The following is an 18,825-nucleotide window of genomic DNA, read 5'->3' as shown; positions in this document are numbered from 1 at the left end:
ATTTCAAATTAGGGGGAAGCACACTTGTACGTCATTACAAACGGAAAACTAATTACAGAGGATACTATTCTGCAAGGCTATGATCTTCTGATAGAAGGTGATCGGATCAGCAGAATTGCTCCAAAGGGAGAAATGAAATTTGAAGAATCCCTGGAGGTGATAGATGCAGCGGGCGGGTATGTTTCACCGGGATTTATCGATATCCATTCCGATTATATTGAACATATGGCAGCACCGAGGCCAACGTCTTTAATGAACTTTCATTTAAGTCTCAGGGAAGCAGAGAAGGAGCTTATATCCCATGGGATCACAACGATGTTCCATTCGCTTTCCCTCTATAAAGAAACAGAATATGCATACAAGCCGATTCGGGAACCGGAAAATGTCAGAAAGCTCATTGACCTGATAGATGAGACACACAGTACAAAGCATCTTGTGCGCCACCGTTTCCACGCAAGGATGGAGATTGATAATGTGGATGAAATCGAGAACCTCAAAAGCTACATCAGTGAAAATAAGGTGCATTTGATTTCATTTATGGATCATACACCAGGACAGGGCCAATATCGTCATCTGGAAATCTACCGGAACACCGTTAAAAGCTATAACAGTATGAGCGATGCCGCTATAGATGTTTTAATCCGAAATCACCAAACAAAAGAAAAGCTCTCTGTCGAAGATATGAAGGACATTGCCGGGCACGCGCATGCACATGGGATTGCAGTTGCTTCACATGATGATGACAGCTTTGAAAAAATCGAGCTGGTGAAGAGCTTCGGCACGACAATAAGCGAATTTCCAATAACTCAGGAGGTAGCCTATAAAGCGAAGGAGCTTGGCATGTATACGGTAGCAGGAGCACCGAATGTTCTGCTCGGAGGCTCCCACAGCGGAAACCTGGGTGCAGCAGAAGCGATTCAAAATGATTCGATTGATATATTGTGCAGTGATTATTATCCGGCTGCTATGCTTCATGCCATTTTTGAACTGGCAAGAAATTACGGGATGGACCTTGCAGAAATGATCAGACTTGTCACCATTAATCCGGCCAAAGCCGTTAACATGGATGAAGAAATCGGTTCGATTGAGGCAGGAAAGAAGGCTGACCTATTGATTATTGAAAAATTGGCCGACGATTTTCCAGTCATAACAGGCGTGTTCGTTGATGGGAAGCTTATTCAAAAAACAAATTACAGAATTTGATTTCAAGCTGTAATACTACAAAGAGAAAGCAGGTGGATCGGTGGAGAATCTATTGGAAATCAAAGATCTGTCCAAATCATTTACCCTTCATAACCTCGGGAAAAATATTCATGCAGTTAGCGGCATTGATATCAGCTTAAGGGAAGGGGAATTCATCGGGATTACAGGAAAAAGCGGGAGCGGAAAATCGACGATATTGAAATGCATTTTTGGAACCTACTGCCTTCAGGAAGGGAGCATTTGGTACAATTCCAAAAAGTTCGGGCCTATCAATTTGGCTGAGGCAACAAATAGACAGATGATTTATTTGCGCAAGCAAGAAATTGGCTATGTGTCTCAATTTCTGAATGTTATGCCAAGAACGACTGCCAGGCAGCTTGTAGAGCAGGCTATTGTTGAAATGGGAAGGGACCAGGTTCGTGCTGAGAAAGAGACAGAGCGGATCCTATCGCATTTCGAGCTGGATCAAGGGCTGTGGGACAGCTATCCTGCCACCTTTTCTGGCGGGGAAAAACTCAGGCTGAACATTGCCCGGGCTATGGTCAAGAAGCCAAGACTGCTTCTTTTGGATGAACCGACCGCAAGCCTGGACTATGAATCTAAAATGAAGGTGAAAATCTTAATAGAGCAATTAATGAATGAAGGCACGACAATGCTTGGAATCTTCCATGATCTTGAATTTATGAACAACTTATGTGATCAGGAATACAACATGCAGAATGGTGTATTTACATTGTCTCATTAATTCTTTACCAGTGCTTAACGATTTCTCATAATGCCTTATCAGTAGATTAATATTCTTTCGCTATAGTTAGGTCGATGGTATTATAAAAACTTTTCTAAATAAGAGAGGGGAAAAATCATGAAGAAAATGGCGCTATTTTTGCTTTCAATTGTGATGACCGCTGTATTTGCAGGCTGTTCGTTTACAGCGAACTCAGAGAAGGACGATACGCTGACGATTGCCTGGCTTCCGAACGAATCAGGCGCTGATTTAGGAGAAGCACGTGACGAAATTGGGAAACTGATAGAAGAAAAAACAGGCAAGAAAGTAGAGCATCAAACAACGACTGATTATATTGTGGCAATTGAAGCGATTGCGAACGGCAACGCAGATATGGCGTTCCTTGGTGCACAAGGATACATAGAAGCACATAACAAGAATGAAAAGGTTCTTCCGCTGGTTGTTCCAAGCGGTGAGTCCGGCACTCTGGAGGACGCTGTGTATTACAGCTGGCTGGCTGTTCCGAAGGAAAATGCAGATGAATACAAAAACGGCGGGGAATTTGCCATAGACAATATTCAAGGAAAGAAATTCTCTTTTGTTTCGAACAGCTCAACTTCAGGATTCAAGGTTCCATCTACAGGCATTACTGATTATTTCAGTGAAAAAGAAGAGTTTAAGAGTTTGACAGCTGAGGATTTACTTGAGGGCGGAGAGGACAAGTTCTTCAATGAAGTATTATTTGGCGGCTCTCACCAGGGTTCTGCTGTCAATCTATTAACCGGCAAAGCGGACGTGGCGGCATTCTGTGATACATGTGTGAACAATTATGTGGAGCTTGCAGAGGGTGAAGCCAACAAACAGGGTGCTGTTTACAAAGTGAAAGATGATGCTGCTGAGCCATTGAACACGGTTGCCGGAAAAGAATTCAGCTTAATCTCAGTAACTCCTGTATTGAATGCACCATTTGTAATCAATTCCGGCACATTGAGCGAAGAAGATCACAAACAGCTGCTTGAAATTATGACTTCAGACGAAGTGGCAAATAACGAAAAAATCTTCGTTCCGGAGGACTCCGAATTTTCAGGGTTATTCAGCAGAAAGTCCGGTAATGAGCGTTTGGTGGAAGTTGAAGATGAATGGTTCAACCCTATCCGTGAGCTTGCAAAATAAATCGAAGTTCTATCGGCGGGGAGGGCTTTATTCCCCGCTGATGGCCGGTTGAACAATCGAATTTTATCGGCAGTTGAAATATTTATTTACTATATTGTCCTTTAAGTAGTCTGGACTGCCCGTTAATGCGGGATAAAACAATTGGATAGGAGGGGTTAACTCATGTCAGCATTATTGGAAGTTAATCACCTTACAAAGCAATTTGGCAAAGATTCGAAAGCATTAAATGATGTGAGCTTCTCAGTCCAGGAGGGGGAATTCGTTTCCATTATCGGCCCATCAGGAGCAGGGAAATCAACTCTTCTCCGCTGCATCAACCGCATGATTGATGCTACAGGCGGAGATATCCGCTTCCAGGGTCTCCATGTAATGGACCTGAAGAAAAAAGAATTAAAACAGGTCCGCACCAAAATTGGCATGATCTTTCAGCACTATAATTTAGTCAATCGATTGTCGGTAATCGAGAACACTTTGCACGGAAAATTGGGGACCAAATCAACATTGGCTGGCGTTTTGGGACTTTACAGCAAAGAGGAAAAGCAGCAGGCAATCCAGATTTTGAAAGTGCTTGGCCTGAACGAAATGATTTATAAGCGTGCAGACCAATTAAGCGGCGGGCAAAAACAGAGGGTAGGAATAGCGCGCGCGCTTATCCAAAATCCGCGGATGCTCTTGTGCGACGAACCCATTGCATCCCTGGATCCTAATTCGGCGAAAGTAATTATGGATCATTTGAAGAAGGTTTCAACAACTATGGGCATTACAGTGGTTGTAAATCTTCATCAGGTTGATGTGGCCATCAAATATTCTGATCGAATTATCGGCATTAACAAGGGGCAGGCAGTATATAACGGTACAGCTAAAGGAATGACTTCTGAAGACATTCAGCGGATATATGGATCAGAAGCGGATGATTTAATCTTTGACATAGGAGGCATCCATGCAGGCTGATATCTTTGCTAAGAAAAAACGAAACACACTTGCCTTCCTTTTACTTCTTGGAGCCGTGACAATCCTTGCCATGATCATTACAGAATACAATGCTTTAAAGGGTTTTGCTTCAATCCCGAAAGCCATCCAATGGGGAATGGCAAACTTTTATCCAACCGCAGAATCCTTAGAAAAGCTGCCAGTTATTCTTGAAAAGCTGCAGGAAACACTCCTGGTTTCGATTGCGGCCACGACAGCAGCAGCTGTATTCGCCCTGTTATTTTCCATTTTCGGTTCAAATACTACAAGGGTAAATGCCTTTTTTGGAGCGATTACAAGAGGAATTGCCACTGTCTTTCGTAACATTGATGTTGCCGCCTGGGCACTGATTTTGCTGTTTTCATTTGGACAAAGCGCGTTAACTGGCTATTTTGCTTTGTTCTTTGGGTCATTTGGATTCTTAACCAGAGCTTTTACCGAAACAATTGATGAAGTAAGCGGGGGTTCTGTGGAGGCGTTAAAAGCGACAGGCGCAGGCTACTTTTCCATCATCTTTCAATCGGTCATTCCATCAAGCATTCCGCAATTAATCAGCTGGATTTTGTTCATGATTGAAACAAATATCCGCAGTGCCACACTGATTGGACTGCTGACAGGATCTGGAATCGGTTTTACATTCAACTTATATTATAAAAGTTTGGCTTATGACACAGCAAGTTTGGTCGTTGTTGTCATCATAGCTGCTATCCTTTTGATCGAATATGCATCCAATTATGTAAGGAAGGTGATTTTGTAATGGAGGTGAAGGAACAGCTCAGTAATGTCTCAGCATCAGCTGACCATCTGCTTGGTCAAAGAATGCCGGCTAAACCTTTGAATAAACCGGCTATTGTGACGAGATTAACTCTCTTTATTCTCGCTGCTGTAACAGTCTATGCATTTTACAGCTTTGATTATAAGGAACTGAACTTTATGGATGCGCTTCTCGGCACATTCGCCAATTTAAAAACCATATTCCTTGAACCGCACTTGAAGCATTTCTCCTTTGGACATGCCCTATATCAAGTTATGGTTACACTTGGCCTCGCCTTTCTGACTACCTTGTTTGGCGCTATCATAGCAGTCCTATTTGGATTGCTGGCGGCTGAGAATCTGTCTTCGAAAAGGGTTTCAATATTCATTAAAAGCATGGTCGCATTTATAAGAGCCGTGCCGACCGTCCTGTGGGTCCTGATCTTTGCGGTTGCAGCCGGCCTTGGAAGTACAGCTGCAGTTATTGGAATGACCTTTCACTCGATCGGCTATTTAATCAAAGCCTATTCAGAGTCCTTTGAAGAATTGGATAGGGGAGTGATAGAAGCGCTGCAGGCGAGCGGAGCCAATTGGTGGCAAATTGTCTTTCAAGCAGTTATCCCATCTTCCATCACTTATATGATCTCCTGGACATTTCTCCGCTTTGAGATTAACTTTGCAGTAGCCGTTGCCATGGGAGCAGCAGCAGGAGCCGGCGGAATTGGATTTGACATGTTCATGGCAAGCAGCTTTTACCTGGATATGAGGGAAATCGGGGCTATTACTTATTTTATTTTGGCCGTTGCAGTAATCCTTGAAATCTTTGCCGCTAAGATTAAGAGAAAGCTTAAAACAGCATAGTGAATAAGCCATTATTTGACCAGGCCCTGATGAGCCTGGTCTTTATATTTTGCTGTATATGACGACTCTCACTGTTCACAAATTTGATGTTCTGTGAATCTTTGAAAAGTATAGATGAAATCCTGTCTAAAAATTAAAAATATAAAATTTTCTGAATTCACTATTGAAATTACGAGATTATCAATCTATAATGAATTTAATTATTTTCATCAGTGGAGAAAATAATATGTAAATAACCTTTAAATAGCGAAAATACATAGATAATTTTACATATTTACTAACATGGTGAAAATAATTGTCGATTTTAAGCTCTTTTAGATTAAACATCTGAGAAAAGCAAAAAAGACAAAATTGTTCGAGGGGGAAAGCAATTTGAGAAGGGTAAACGTGTGGAAAATGCTGTTTGTTGCTTTTGTATCTGCGATTTTACTGGCTGGCTGTTCCAGCGAAGAAAGCGGTGGAACTTCTGAAAAGGAGAATTCAGGGAAATCAGCAAGCGGCAAGGATCAGGAGTTAGTCATTGCTGTTAATGAAAACTTCATTTCAATGGACCCGCATAATACGGGCGATACGAATTCAAATTCAGTCCAGACTGCCATGCTGGAGGGATTACTGGGATCGGATGAAGAGGGACAAATCATTCCGCAGCTGGCTGAGGAATACAGTGTCAGTGATGATGCACTGGAATATACTTTCAAGCTTCGTCAGGGTGTTACCTTCCATGATGGGGAGCCGTTTAATGCAGAGGCGGTTAAAACCAGCTTTGAAAGGATTATGAAGGATGAAAGCCTTCGTTTAAACAGCCGCGGATTTAATCTTATTACCAGCATTGATGTAATTGATGAGTATCAGATTAAAGTCACTTTAAAAGAACCATATGCAGGTATGCTGACAAGATTTGTTTCCGCTAAAATCCTAAGCCCGAAGCTGATCAATGACTCTTCCAGCGATATCGGCAAAACACCGGTTGGCACCGGTCCATTCAAGTTTGTGGAATGGGTTCAGGGGGACCATTTAACAGTTGAAAGATTTGATGATTATTGGAATAAGGCTGATCGTGTGAAAAAGATTACGTACAAGCCTGTTCCGGAAAATGGCTCTCGTGTAGCTATGCTGAAAACAGGCGAAGCACATGTGATCTATCCAGCGCCAGTACAAAACCTAAAGGAATTGGAGAGCAATTCAGACGTTGAAATTCATAAAATTCCTTCCACGATTGCCCGATATGTATCCATCAATACGATGAAAGAACCGTATGATGATGTCCGTATTCGCCAGGCCATTAACTATGCTGTGAATAAAGAGGCATTTATAAGTGTTGTCAATTCCGGCTACGGCTTGCCGCTGGACTCGATTATTCCTAGCAAAACCCAGTTTTACTCCAAACAGGAAACCTATGATCACAACATTGAGAAAGCCAAAGAATTAATGAAAGAGGCTGGATTTGAAGATGGCTTCAATGCTGAAATTTGGGGGAACACCAATTCCGACACATTGAAGGGAATGCAGTTTATCCAGCAGCAATTAAAAGAAATTGGAATTACCGTTGAGATTAAGTCAATGGAAGAAGGCACGCTGTCTGATGAAATTTATGGAGCTCAGACACCGGAAGATGCAAAGGTGCAAATGTGGTATGTCAGCTGGTCTGCGTATCCTTCCGACACCACTAATGCTACGAAGCCATTGTTCAGCAGCAGCTCATTCCCTCCGGATGGAGCGAATACTGCATACTACAAAAATGATGATGTAGATAAGTGGATTACAGAGGTAAATCAAACTGCAGATCCTGACAGGCAGGCAGAAATCTACAGCAATATTCAATCAACGATCTACAAAGATGCACCTTGGATCTTCCTGGGGGTAGATGAGATCCTGGCTGGTTCAAGGTCCAATGTCGAGGGGGTCTTTATTTCTCCAACAGGCGGAATTAATGTGACTGACGCGAACCTTAAGTAAAAGCAAGGCAAGAAAAGAAGAGGCAAAGGCTTATTATACCCGATGCCTCTTCCTTTTTAAGAAAGGGGTTTTCATTTTGCTTCAATATATCTTGAAGAGAATCCTGGAAATGATCCCAATCCTATTTATTGTTTCCATATTAATCTTTTTCTTCACACATTTAATTCCTGGAGATCCTGCCAGATTAGTTGCCGGAAAGGATGCAACTCTTGATGAGGTCAATATCATCAGGGCGGAACTGGGGCTGGATAAACCGATTTGGGATCAATACATTACATACATGAGCAATTTGTTTCAAGGAGATTTGGGGACGTCCTTAAAAACAGGCCTTCCGGTATCAGAGATGTTTGCAGACCGCTTTATGCCCTCCATCTATTTAACATTCATGAGTATGGGCTGGGCATTGGTGCTGGGTTTGTTAATAGGCACACTGTCAGCGGTATTCAAAAATAAATGGCCGGATTATCTTGGGATGGTCACAGCCGTTTCGGGAATTTCCATGCCGGGATTCTGGCTTGGATTGATTCTTATTCAGATTTTTTCTGTCCAGCTTGGGTGGTTTCCAACAGGGGGGGCTGAGAGCTGGAAGAGCTATATATTGCCTTCTATCACTTTAGGGGCAGGCATCATGTCCATGCTTGCCAGGTTTACCCGGTCATCATTGCTTGAAACGTTAAGGGCAGATTTTATCCGGACGGGCAGAGCGAAAGGTCTTAAGGAATCTGTAGTCATTCCAAAGCATGCATTGAGAAACTCTTTAATTCCCGTCGTAACCATTGCCGGACTGCAGTTTGGCTTTCTGCTGGGCGGATCGGTTGTTGTGGAGACTGTTTTTAGTTTTCCGGGGATGGGACGATTGCTGATTGATTCTATTGCCTTCAGGGACTATCCAGTCATCCAGGCCGAACTATTGCTTTTTTCCATTGAATTTATTCTCGTTAATTTAATAGTAGATATCATGTACAGTATGCTGAATCCGAAGATACGCTACGTTTCCTAGAGGAGGGGAATCATGGAAATCATAAAAGAAGTTAATGCCTATACCCCAGTGATTCCAAAGAAAAAATACTCACCTGTTAAAGAATTCTTTAAGAATTGGAAAAAGCAAAAAATGGCATTTGGGGCAAGCATTTTTATCCTGCTGCTAATCATCATCGCCATTATTGGGCCCTATATTGCACCCTATGATCCATATGAGCCCGATTATAATACGACGCTGCAGGGTCCGAGCAATGAACATTGGGCAGGCACAGATGAATACGGACGAGATATTTTCAGCCGCTTGCTCGTCGGTGCGAGAATTTCACTTGGTGTGAGTTTTCTGGCTGTTTTTTTGGGAGCGGCTGGAGGAATCATTCTTGGACTAATGAGCGGTTATTTTGGCGGCTGGCTGGATCGTCTTATTATGCGCGGCAGTGATGTCATGTTTGCGTTTCCGGATCTGCTGCTGGCAATCGCCATTGTGGCCATTTTAGGACCTGGATTAACAAATGTGGTAATTGCCGTGTCCATTTTCAGCATCCCATCTTTTGCAAGACTGGTGAGGGGTTCGACATTAGAGGGGAAAGAGACCGTCTTTGTCGAAGCGGCGAAATCAATGGGAGCCTCGCACCGGAGGATTATGTTCAAGCACATTTTCCCTGAAACACTTGGAAGCTTAATTGTGTTTATTACGATGAGAATAGGAACGGCAATCTTAGCGGCCTCCAGCCTGAGTTTTCTGGGTCTCGGTGCCAGTCCTGAAACACCGGATTGGGGTGCTATGCTCAGCCTTGGACGTGATTATTTAGGAACAGCTTCCCATGTTGTCATGATGCCGGGATTAGCGATCTTTTTGACCGTGCTTGCTTTCAATCTTGTCGGAGATGGGCTCCGGGATGTCCTGGACCCTAAAACGAAGAATGAGTAAGGGAGATTGAAGAAAATGGAGAAGCTATTGCAGATAAGCGAGCTGGAGACGCAATTTAAAAAGGATAAGCAAAAGCTGAAAATTTTGCGGGGTGTCAGTTTTCATATCAATAAAGGAGAGGTACTTGGGCTCGTTGGGGAATCCGGCTGCGGCAAAAGCTTAACCTCCCTTTCGATCATGAAATTATTTAAAGGCACAAGCGGAGAAATATCGGGCGGAAACATTTCCTTCAAAGGCGAGGATCTTACTCATAAATCAGAGAGGGAAATGAGAAAAATCCGGGGAAAACAAATGGCCATGATTTTTCAGGAGCCGATGACTTCCTTAAATCCCGTCATGAAAATAGGCGAACAGCTGCTGGAGCCCATCCGGCTGCATCTTGATTTAAACGAAAAACAGGCGAAGGAGCATGTGATTTTTATTTTAAAGAAAGTGGGGATTCCCCGGGCGGAAGAAATCGTTTATGAATTTCCCCATCAGCTTTCTGGAGGAATGCGGCAAAGGATTATGATTGCCATGGCCATGTCCTGCAATCCTCAGCTTCTAATAGCAGATGAACCGACGACTGCACTGGATGTAACGATTCAGGCGCAGATACTGGAATTGATGAAACAGCTGCAGCGTGAGGAAGGCATGTCCGTTCTATTAATTACCCATGATCTGGGTGTAGTGGCGGAAATGTGTGACCGGGTAGCAGTCATGTATGCAGGCCGGGTAGTAGAGGAAGCGAATGTTTTCGATTTATTTGAAAGCCCTAAGCATCCTTATACGAAAGGACTGATTGGATCTGTTCCAAAAATCGGACAGAGAAAGGATAAACTGACATCCATTAAAGGAAATGTGCCCGATCCCGGCAATATGCCCAAGGGCTGCAAATTTGCGCCAAGATGCAATGAGGCCATGGCTATTTGTTTGGAGGAAGAGCCGAGTGCCACTGATTTGGGGAATGGGAGAATGTGCAGCTGCTGGATGATTGAAGAAGGGAGGAAGAATGTATATGCCTGAGACACTGCTGAAAATAAACGGGCTGAAAAAGTCATTCACGCTTCCGGGCGGCATGTTTGCCAAAAAGAGAACATTAAAGGCAGTTCATGATGTGTCGTTCGGCATCGAGCAGGGAACGACATACAGTCTCGTTGGAGAAAGCGGGTGCGGCAAGTCTACAACAGGACGGCTGATCTCAAGGCTGCTGACTCCCAGCCACGGTGAAATCTGGATTGATGGCGAAGAAATTTCACAAAAGAAAGAATCACAGCTGAAATTGGTACGAAAAAAGGTGCAGATGATCTTTCAGGACCCCTATGCATCTCTTAATCCAAGAATGAAAGTAAGAGAGATTATTGCCGAACCTCTTGTGATCCATACGAAACTATCAAAAGCCGAACGGCATAGATTAGTCAGCGAAATGCTGGAAGTCGTAGGACTGACAGAACATCATGCCGACCGGTATGCCCATGAATTCAGCGGCGGCCAGCGCCAGCGGATCGGCATAGCCAGGGCGCTGATTATGAAGCCTAAGCTCATAATAGCTGATGAACCCGTATCCGCTCTTGATGTTTCCATTCAATCTCAAATCCTGAACTTACTAAAGGATTTGCAGACTGAATTCAATCTTACGTATCTATTTATTTCTCATGATTTAAGTGTGGTCGAACACATCAGCGACAGCATCGGGGTCATGTATCTTGGCACCATCGTAGAATCAGGGCCAAAGGATGTCATCTTCTCAAATCCGCAGCATCCTTATACAAAAGCACTGTTATCGTCTGTGCCAGTCCCGGATCCGAGGCTGAGAAGGGAGCGGATTGTCCTGCAGGGAGACTTGCCGAGCCCGGTTAACCCGCCTTCCGGCTGCCGCTTTCATACGAGGTGTCCTGCCTGTATGGATATTTGCAGAACAGTGGAACCAGAGGTGAAAAAAGGGCTGGCTGATAATCATTTTGTTGCATGTCATTTAATGGATTAGCCAAACGAGCCGATTCAATGAGGTTTTTCTTAAGGATTTTTCGCTCTGCAGGAATTTATCGGTCACTTTGCCGTGTTTATCGGTCAACTTTTAATTATATCGGTCAGTTTTCGGAGATATCGGTCAGAATTATATTTTATCGGTCACATTTTTAATATATCGGTCACTTGGCGGTATATCAGCATTCCTGCGAATTCACTATAAAAATATAAGAAATAGGAGAGGATTTTCATGAAGGTTGGACTTAGCACGTACAGTTTAGTAAGAGAATTAAGAGATGGCAATATGACGGTTCTGGATGTGATCGACTGGATTGCCGAAAATGGCGGGGAGCATATGGAAATTGTCCCTTATGGTTTTTCAGTTGTAGATAATGCGGAGCTGGCACATCAAATTAAGAAGAGAGCAGAAGCAGCCGGGATTGAACTTTCTGCCTATTCCCTGCCGGCAAATTTTGTCCAGCCAACACAGGAAGCATTCGAACAAGAAGTGGAGAGGCTGAAGGAACATGTGGATATCGTTAATCTCATGGGCATTAAGATTATGCGCCATGATGTAACAGCATTTCAGCTGAAGCCGGAAGAAATGACGATTCACTACTTTGAAGAGCATTTTGATAAGTTAGTAGAAGGAAGCCGTCAAATCGCAGATTACGCAGCACAATACGGCATTACGACAACCATTGAAAACCACGGTTTCAATGTCCAATCGAGCGACCGTGTACAGCGTGTTATTCATGCGGTTAACCGTCCTAACTTCAAAACAACTCTCGATGTCGGCAACTTCCTGTGCATTGATGAGGATCCGCTCGTTGGGGTAAAAAAGAATCTAATATACGCAGCAACGGTCCATTTAAAAGATTTCTATGTTCGCCCATATTTTGAGAACCCGGGTGATGGAGTCTGGTTCAGAACTGTAAATGAAAACTATCTGCGCGGAGCCATCGTTGGCCACGGAGATCTAAATATACGTGAGATTATCAAATTGATAAAAGGATCCGGCTATGACGGTTATCTAACAGTGGAATTTGAAGGCATGGAGGATTGCAGGACCGGTTCCAAAATTGGCATGGATAACGTAAGAAGGTTATGGAATGAAGTGCAGGCAGTGAATGATTCTAAGCCGGTTTTGAAAGGGTGAAGAAAGTGGAGCCTTTAAGAGTCTGTATTATAGGAGCCGGATCGATATCTGATATGCACTTCAAGTCCTTTGCCGGCAATTCTGATGCTGTACTGCACGGAGTCTTTGATTATTCTTCGGAAAGAGCGGAAGCGAAGGCGCTGGAGTATGGAATCAGCCGTGTATATGGGAATATAGGAGAAGTGTATAATGACCCGAATGTTGATGCAGTAAGCATTTGCACCTGGAATAATAGCCATGCGGAAATTTCTGTTGGAGCACTAAACGCTGGAAAACACGTTCTGGTAGAAAAGCCTTTGGCCATGAATGTGGAAGAAGCGCTAAAAGTGGAAGCAGCTGTAAGGAAAAGCGGGAAAACCCTGCAGGTAGGTTTCGTACGGAGGTTTGCTACAAATACAAAAGTATTAAAATCATTTATTGCCAACGGAACTTTAGGTGACATTTACTATGCAAAAGCATCATGCCTGCGCCGTCTCGGAAATCCCGGGGGCTGGTTTGCAGACAAGGATCGGTCTGGGGGAGGTCCGTTAATTGACCTTGGTGTCCATGTCATCGATGTATGCTGGTACCTGATGGGCCGCCCTAAAGTGAAGTCGATTTCCGGGAATGTGTACAGCAAGCTGGGGAACAGAGGGAATGTCGAGAATTTGCGCTTTTATAAAGCGGCAGATTATCAAAAAGACCGTAATACCGTAGAAGATTTAGCAAATGCCCTTATAACGTTTGAGAACGGAGCCTCTTTATTTGTTGATGTATCCTATACACTTCATGCGAAGCAAGATGAAATTGGAGTCAAATTATATGGCACAAAAGGAGGCGCAGAACTTGAGCCTGAATTGGCCATTGTAAGTGAAGAAAATAACACAATCCTTAATATTCATCCGCAGATGGATCATTTAACTTTTGATTTTGCCAATGCCTTCCAGAATCAGATCGATTCCTTTGTTTCAAGCTGCATAACAGGAACAAATCCACTGGCGCCCGTTGAAGATGGGGTGGAAATGATGAAGATCCTCGCTGGCATTTATGAAGCGGCTGATAAGAAAATCGAGGTGACATTTGCTTAAAATGGAGACTGTAAAACTCTCAAATAAAATTGGTGTGATGGTGGATAGCCTGCGGATGCCCTTGTATGAAGGACTTAAAGTCTGCAGGGATATGGGGGCTGATGGTGTACAAATATATGCGGTGGACGGAGAAATGGCTCCTGAAAATATGGATCAGAACTCCCGGAAACATCTTAAGAACTATTTGGCATCCATTGGTCTTGAAATTTCTGCCCTTTGCGGTGACCTTGGGGGGCATGGGTTTCAGGATGCTGAGCAAAATCCAATGAAGATCGAAAAATCCAAACGCATTTTGGATCTTGCAGCAGAATTGGGAACAAATATTGTGACGACGCATATTGGCATTATTCCTGAAGTGCAGGACAGCCCCATCTATGAAGCCATGCAGACAGCATGTGAAGAACTGGCTGTTTACGCAAAAAGCATGAATGCCTACTTTGCCATTGAGACAGGTCCTGAACCATCCGCCAGGCTTAAAAACTTTTTGGATACTATGAGCACGAATGGGGTATCAGTTAATTTCGATCCGGCGAATATGGTGATGGTAACAGGAGATGACCCGGCAGATGGTGTCAGGCTCTTAAAGGATTATATTGTCCACACACATGTGAAGGATGGAAAGAGGCTTAAGCCTGCTGATCCCCGTGATGTATACGGGTTTCTTGGATATGGCGGCGGCACAGACCATGAGGAAATTGCCGAAATGGTTGCCACAGGTGAGTATTTTAGGGAGATGCCGCTCGGTAAGGGAGAAGTTGATTTCGGGGCTTACTTCGATGCTTTGAACGAAATTAATTATCAAGGGTACTTGACGATTGAAAGAGAAGTGAATCAAAATCCAATAAGTGATATCTCAGAAGCGGTAGGATTCATTAAAAGCTTTAGGTAAATGGATTCATGCTTTGAACAAAGTGTATAATGAGATAGGGATTTCCAATGTAAGCTTCCAAAAGGGATTACTCTTTTGGAAGCTTTACCGGACTTGCACAGAAAAGTGATTAAGTTTTAAAGGATGATGTTGGTTTTTCCAATGAAGGCAAGAGTCAACACGATTCTTTAAATGCACCTTCAGAGTTGGAAGTCTAAATCTGCAGGCATAAAGAAGGTAGGATAATGGAGAAGCACGATCAGCTTTTAATGAAAAGACAAAATAAAAATCTTGTTCTGGATATTTTAAAGACCAAATCTCCTATATCGAGAATTGATATTGCAAAAATGACGGGGATGAGCCCGACTTCCATAACACGAATTGTCAATGAGCTTCAGCTGCAGGGTTACCTGAGGGAAACAGAAGCAGTTGCATCCGGAGTAGGGAGAAAAGCAACCTTGCTGGAAGTTCGCGGTGATGTGTTTTATACAGTTGGCATTGAAATTGACAAATCCCTGCTGAAGATTGGTATTGTCAATTATATTGGAGAAATGGTTTCATTACATAAGAGTAAAAGAAATGAATCAGAGAGTTATATGGAAACGCTTCAAAAAATAAATGCGGTCATTCGAAAGATCATGGATGAAAACGAGATTCCTGCTGCTAAAATAATGGGCCTGGCAGTCGGTTTGCCAGGATATATAGATTATAAAAACGGTATTGTGAAGGTATCGGATCAGTTAAAGTGGAAAGATGCAAGCCTGGCTGAAGATCTGCAAAAGCTTACCTCTTTTAATGTCATTGTTGATAATGAATTAAAAATGAAGATTGTGGCTGAAAGCTTTACAGGCAAAGCGAAGGATACGCAGAATTCCATATTAGTAGGAATTGGTTCCGGAATTGGTTCTTCTATCATGCTTAATGGAGAAATTTACAGAGGGGAAACCAATAATGCAGGGGAAATCGGGCATACGGTGATTGACCCTACAGGCAATGTCTGCAATTGCGGCAAAATAGGCTGTCTCGCAACCTATATTTCTGAAGGAGCAATTCTTGCTGACAGCAGGAAGGTGAAGGATATTTCTTCTATAGAAGATGTGTTCCAATCCTATCGGGACCGAGAGCCCTGGGCACTAAATATTATGGATAGAGCCTCTACTTATATTGCTTTGGCCATCAGCAATCTCCTCTGTCTATATAATCCTGAAGTCATTATTCTAAGCGGCAATACGATTGAAAAACTGCCTGAAATGAAGGAAGCCATTGAGCAAAAATGCGAGTTATATATATGGGAGCCGTTGAAGCAGACAGTGAGAATTGTATATTCAGAATTAAGTGATTATGGAGTTGTGCTAGGTTCGGCCATACAGGCCCAAAATCTTATGCTGGAGCTTGAGTAGAAAAGCCAATTTTAAGGAGAGAACTGAATTGAAATTTACTGCATTAGTAGAGGAAGTCAGGGGAGGGATCGTTGAGAATATACATACCGGGATTATTTGCGGTGTGGATGATCAATTGGAATCCTTTTATCAGGTTGGTGATGAAGAGCATTACACATACTTTCGCTCTGCATCTAAGCCAATCCAGGCGCTGCCGGTCTTTCTGACTGATATAATTGAGAAGTACGGATTAACAGAGCAGGAAGCTGCATTGTTTACAGCCTCCCATCGGGGAGAGCCCTATCATATTGAGGCTCTTGAATCCATGTTAACCAAACTCCCTGTAAAGGAAGAAGAACTTTATTGCCCTCCATCTTATCCTTTAAATATACAGCCAAGGGAAGAGATGATCAGACAAGGGAAACAGAAAAGGAAGCTTTATCACAATTGCGCAGGCAAACACATGGGATTTATTACAGTATGCCGTGAATGGGGATTTCCAGTGGAGGGATACTGGAAAGAAGACCATCCTTTGCAAAAGCACATCATGGATATTCTTTCTCATTTATCGGGCATCCCCGTCTCTGCTATTCATATTGGTATTGATGGCTGCGGGGCGCCCGTTTTTGCCATTCCTTTAAATAGGATGTCTGAAGTATACCTGAAGCTGGCTTGTCCCGATCTGATTCAAGATCCTCGGCTGCAGCAGGCAGTTATTAAGATGACAGGCATTATGAATAACCAGTTTAATATGGTTGCCTCACAGCATTTTATCTGTTCGATTTTATTGGAAGACAAGAATATTGTAGCTAAAGGCGGAGCGCAGGGTGTGTATTGCTTCGGACTAAAAAAAGAACGGGCTGGATTTGCGCTCAAAGTATTAAATGGATCTGAGGACGTCTGGCCAAACATTGTAGCATCTATTCTTGAACAAATACACTACAGCAATCATGACACCATAAAAAAGCTGAGAAGCCTGAGACCTTCCGTTATTCGAAATGATGCTGGAATAGAAGTGGGATCTATAAAGGAAATATTCCAGTCAGAGAAATTGCCATTAAATTAAGTAAATTCCAGCACTATTAAAGGAGATACATACATGTTAATAGAAGTGATCGCAGATACCCTAAGTGATGCGCTAATTGCCCAGGAAGCCGGCGCAGGCAGAATTGAACTGGTAACCGGTCTCTCAGAGGGGGGGCTGACACCAGGCTATGGTGTCATTGAAAGAGTGTGCAGGGAATTAAGGATACCCGTGAATGTGATGATACGTCCGCACAGCCGCGGGTTTTGCTATTCGGAAGAAGACATTGAAATTATGATTCAGGATATTAAAATATGCAATAAATCAGGAGCAGCAGGTGTAGTATTGGGCGTTCTCACACCTGACCATAAAGTACATAACGATCATTTAAAGCGGCTAATCGATGCAGCAGGTGGGTTGGATATAACTTTCCATAGGGCATTTGATGAGGCTGATGATCAATTTGCAGCTTTGGAAAGTCTAAAGCAGTATCCGCAAATTTCGAGAATTCTTACATCCGGAGGCCGGAGAAGTGCTGCAGATGCAGCAGAAAGACTAAAGAGCCTGCATGAGCTTACAGCAAATAGTCATTTAAAGATCATGGCGGGCGCGGGGCTTTCAATTGAAAATATCCGTGCATTTTTGGATGAGGTGCCTGTATCTGAAGTTCATTTCGGTACAGGAGTCCGTGTGAAATCCAGCTATGAGCATGCAATTGATCCTGAGAGGGTGCTAAAGGTAAAGAGAATTATCGGTGCATAATGGGGAAAGGGCTTTAGCGGAATGCAGCCTGCTGAGTAATGTGGTATTACGTGTGATGGGTTAGTATTTGTAACCCTTACTAAAATAAAAATATTGCAATAAAAAAATGACAGGTACTAATTACACCTGTCTTTTTTTATTACGAAAAGTCACTATTAAATTACATTAAATCGCATAAGATTTAAGAAGATAACGTTCTATAAACTCAGCTAATCCATCATTTTCGTGGTGTCCCGTAACAAAATCAGCTGCGGCTTTAACCTTGTCGCCAGCGTTCCCCATTGCCACACCAGTACCGGCGTTACGAAGCATCTCTATATCATTGGGTCCGTCTCCAATGGCTGCGACCTCATTTGGGCTGATCCCAAGTTCGTTAAGTAAGCTTTTGATAGCAGCCCATTTGGAAACATCAGGAGCAACCAGCTCAAACCCGTCATTCCATTCGATGACTCCTGCTTCCGTTTTAAACAAAGCGGATATTTCAGGACTTGGTGAACCTGTTCGAACACTATATTTAAGAACATCCTGATAAGTTGCCTGTCTTAAATCTCCTATATACTGCGGCGGAATTTGCCCAATTTGAGTCCAATAATCGATTTCTTCATTTGTTTCCTTACAATATAGCCCAGCTGCTGTGTGGATCATAACATTACATGGACTTTCTGCGGTCAGATGGTGAAAGCGTTCTTCATTCAATCTTACGGTTTTTATTTGCGTTGCTCTTCCTGTCTCTGCATCGTGAATAGCGGCACCATTCAAACAGATCATCGGAGTTTGTAACCCAATTTCTTTATGGTAGGGAGCAGTTACCTCATAGTGACGGCCAGTGGCCAGAAACACCATGACTCCCTGATCTATGAGCCGATAAATGGCTTCCATATTTCGGCGGGAAATGCAGTTTGAGGCTTTCAGGAGTGTACCATCCATATCAATAAATACTGCACGCATATTCATTTATACTGCCTCCTCATTCGTTGTTAAACCAATCATATCCTCTGAATATTAAATCCAGGTAAACTCAGTGTATAGATTACGTGTTTTTTATTTATCAAGCTTAAACATCCACAAAGA

18 protein-coding genes are annotated in these 18,825 nt (G+C 43.0%); 17 read left to right on the top strand and 1 reads right to left on the bottom strand.

Features of this window, described 5'->3' with window-relative positions; translation table 11 throughout:
• Nucleotides 1-24: 24 nt before the first annotated feature.
• The 17 genes from phnM to ACEQ1T_RS11270 all read left to right on the top strand — a co-directional run bounded on the left by phnM (nucleotide 25) and on the right by ACEQ1T_RS11270 (nucleotide 17,754).
• On the top strand, nucleotides 25-1,203 hold the full coding sequence (phnM, locus tag ACEQ1T_RS11350; RefSeq protein ID WP_206844689.1) for a phosphonate metabolism protein PhnM: 1,179 nt from the start codon (nucleotides 25-27) through the stop codon (nucleotides 1,201-1,203).
• Between the two features lie 40 nt (nucleotides 1,204-1,243).
• A complete protein-coding gene (locus ACEQ1T_RS11345) occupies nucleotides 1,244-1,948 on the top strand; it encodes a phosphonate C-P lyase system protein PhnL (protein ID WP_370222977.1) in 705 nt (234 codons plus the stop codon).
• Nucleotides 1,949-2,065: 117 nt separating this feature from the next.
• Complete coding sequence (gene phnD, locus ACEQ1T_RS11340) at nucleotides 2,066-3,100, top strand: phosphate/phosphite/phosphonate ABC transporter substrate-binding protein (protein WP_370222976.1); 1,035 nt, start codon at nucleotides 2,066-2,068, stop codon at nucleotides 3,098-3,100.
• A 162-nt stretch (nucleotides 3,101-3,262) separates the two neighbouring features.
• Nucleotides 3,263-4,051: a phosphonate ABC transporter ATP-binding protein gene (gene phnC, locus ACEQ1T_RS11335; RefSeq protein ID WP_206844695.1), complete on the top strand. Its 789-nt coding sequence runs from the start codon at nucleotides 3,263-3,265 to the stop codon at nucleotides 4,049-4,051.
• A complete protein-coding gene (locus ACEQ1T_RS11330; protein ID WP_113881563.1) occupies nucleotides 4,041-4,826 on the top strand; it encodes an ABC transporter permease in 786 nt (261 codons plus the stop codon). Before phnC ends, ACEQ1T_RS11330 begins: the two co-directional genes overlap by 11 nt.
• Nucleotides 4,826-5,683 (top strand): ABC transporter permease, encoded by an 858-nt coding sequence (locus ACEQ1T_RS11325; RefSeq protein WP_206844697.1) that lies wholly within the window; start codon nucleotides 4,826-4,828, stop codon nucleotides 5,681-5,683. The genes ACEQ1T_RS11330 and ACEQ1T_RS11325 overlap by 1 nt, the downstream gene beginning before the upstream one ends.
• A gap of 372 nt (nucleotides 5,684-6,055) precedes the next feature.
• Complete coding sequence (locus ACEQ1T_RS11320) at nucleotides 6,056-7,639, top strand: glutathione ABC transporter substrate-binding protein (protein ID WP_206844698.1); 1,584 nt, start codon at nucleotides 6,056-6,058, stop codon at nucleotides 7,637-7,639.
• 76 nt (nucleotides 7,640-7,715) lie between these two features.
• Complete coding sequence (gene gsiC / locus ACEQ1T_RS11315; protein WP_048007856.1) at nucleotides 7,716-8,639, top strand: glutathione ABC transporter permease GsiC; 924 nt, start codon at nucleotides 7,716-7,718, stop codon at nucleotides 8,637-8,639.
• A 12-nt stretch (nucleotides 8,640-8,651) separates the two neighbouring features.
• Complete coding sequence (locus tag ACEQ1T_RS11310; RefSeq protein ID WP_048007855.1) at nucleotides 8,652-9,548, top strand: ABC transporter permease; 897 nt, start codon at nucleotides 8,652-8,654, stop codon at nucleotides 9,546-9,548.
• Between the two features lie 15 nt (nucleotides 9,549-9,563).
• Nucleotides 9,564-10,553, top strand: coding sequence for an ABC transporter ATP-binding protein (locus ACEQ1T_RS11305; RefSeq protein WP_206844699.1), 990 nt, complete (start codon nucleotides 9,564-9,566; stop codon nucleotides 10,551-10,553).
• A complete protein-coding gene (locus tag ACEQ1T_RS11300; protein ID WP_370222973.1) occupies nucleotides 10,546-11,514 on the top strand; it encodes an ABC transporter ATP-binding protein in 969 nt (322 codons plus the stop codon). Before ACEQ1T_RS11305 ends, ACEQ1T_RS11300 begins: the two co-directional genes overlap by 8 nt.
• A gap of 231 nt (nucleotides 11,515-11,745) precedes the next feature.
• Nucleotides 11,746-12,654, top strand: a complete 909-nt coding sequence (locus ACEQ1T_RS11295; protein ID WP_370222972.1) for a sugar phosphate isomerase/epimerase family protein — start codon at nucleotides 11,746-11,748, stop codon at nucleotides 12,652-12,654.
• 5 nt (nucleotides 12,655-12,659) lie between these two features.
• On the top strand, nucleotides 12,660-13,721 hold the full coding sequence (locus tag ACEQ1T_RS11290) for a Gfo/Idh/MocA family protein (RefSeq protein WP_370222971.1): 1,062 nt from the start codon (nucleotides 12,660-12,662) through the stop codon (nucleotides 13,719-13,721).
• Nucleotide 13,722: 1 nt separating this feature from the next.
• On the top strand, nucleotides 13,723-14,610 hold the full coding sequence (locus tag ACEQ1T_RS11285) for a sugar phosphate isomerase/epimerase family protein (RefSeq protein WP_370222970.1): 888 nt from the start codon (nucleotides 13,723-13,725) through the stop codon (nucleotides 14,608-14,610).
• Nucleotides 14,611-14,834: 224 nt separating this feature from the next.
• A complete protein-coding gene (locus ACEQ1T_RS11280; protein WP_370222968.1) occupies nucleotides 14,835-15,989 on the top strand; it encodes an ROK family transcriptional regulator in 1,155 nt (384 codons plus the stop codon).
• Between the two features lie 28 nt (nucleotides 15,990-16,017).
• A complete protein-coding gene (locus tag ACEQ1T_RS11275; protein WP_206844713.1) occupies nucleotides 16,018-17,034 on the top strand; it encodes an asparaginase in 1,017 nt (338 codons plus the stop codon).
• Between the two features lie 33 nt (nucleotides 17,035-17,067).
• Nucleotides 17,068-17,754, top strand: coding sequence for a copper homeostasis protein CutC (locus tag ACEQ1T_RS11270; protein ID WP_370222967.1), 687 nt, complete (start codon nucleotides 17,068-17,070; stop codon nucleotides 17,752-17,754).
• A gap of 165 nt (nucleotides 17,755-17,919) precedes the next feature.
• Here the strand turns inward: ACEQ1T_RS11270 and ACEQ1T_RS11265 are convergent, their stop codons facing one another.
• Nucleotides 17,920-18,708 (bottom strand): HAD family hydrolase, encoded by a 789-nt coding sequence (locus tag ACEQ1T_RS11265; protein WP_197204514.1) that lies wholly within the window; start codon nucleotides 18,706-18,708, stop codon nucleotides 17,920-17,922.
• Between the last annotated feature and the right edge of the window lie 117 nt (nucleotides 18,709-18,825).

It is taken from the genome of Cytobacillus sp. (assembly GCF_964223445.1).
In the GTDB taxonomy this organism is placed as follows: Bacteria; Bacillota; Bacilli; order Bacillales; family Cytobacillaceae; genus Cytobacillus.
This window is presented reverse-complemented; position numbering and strand designations above follow the sequence as displayed.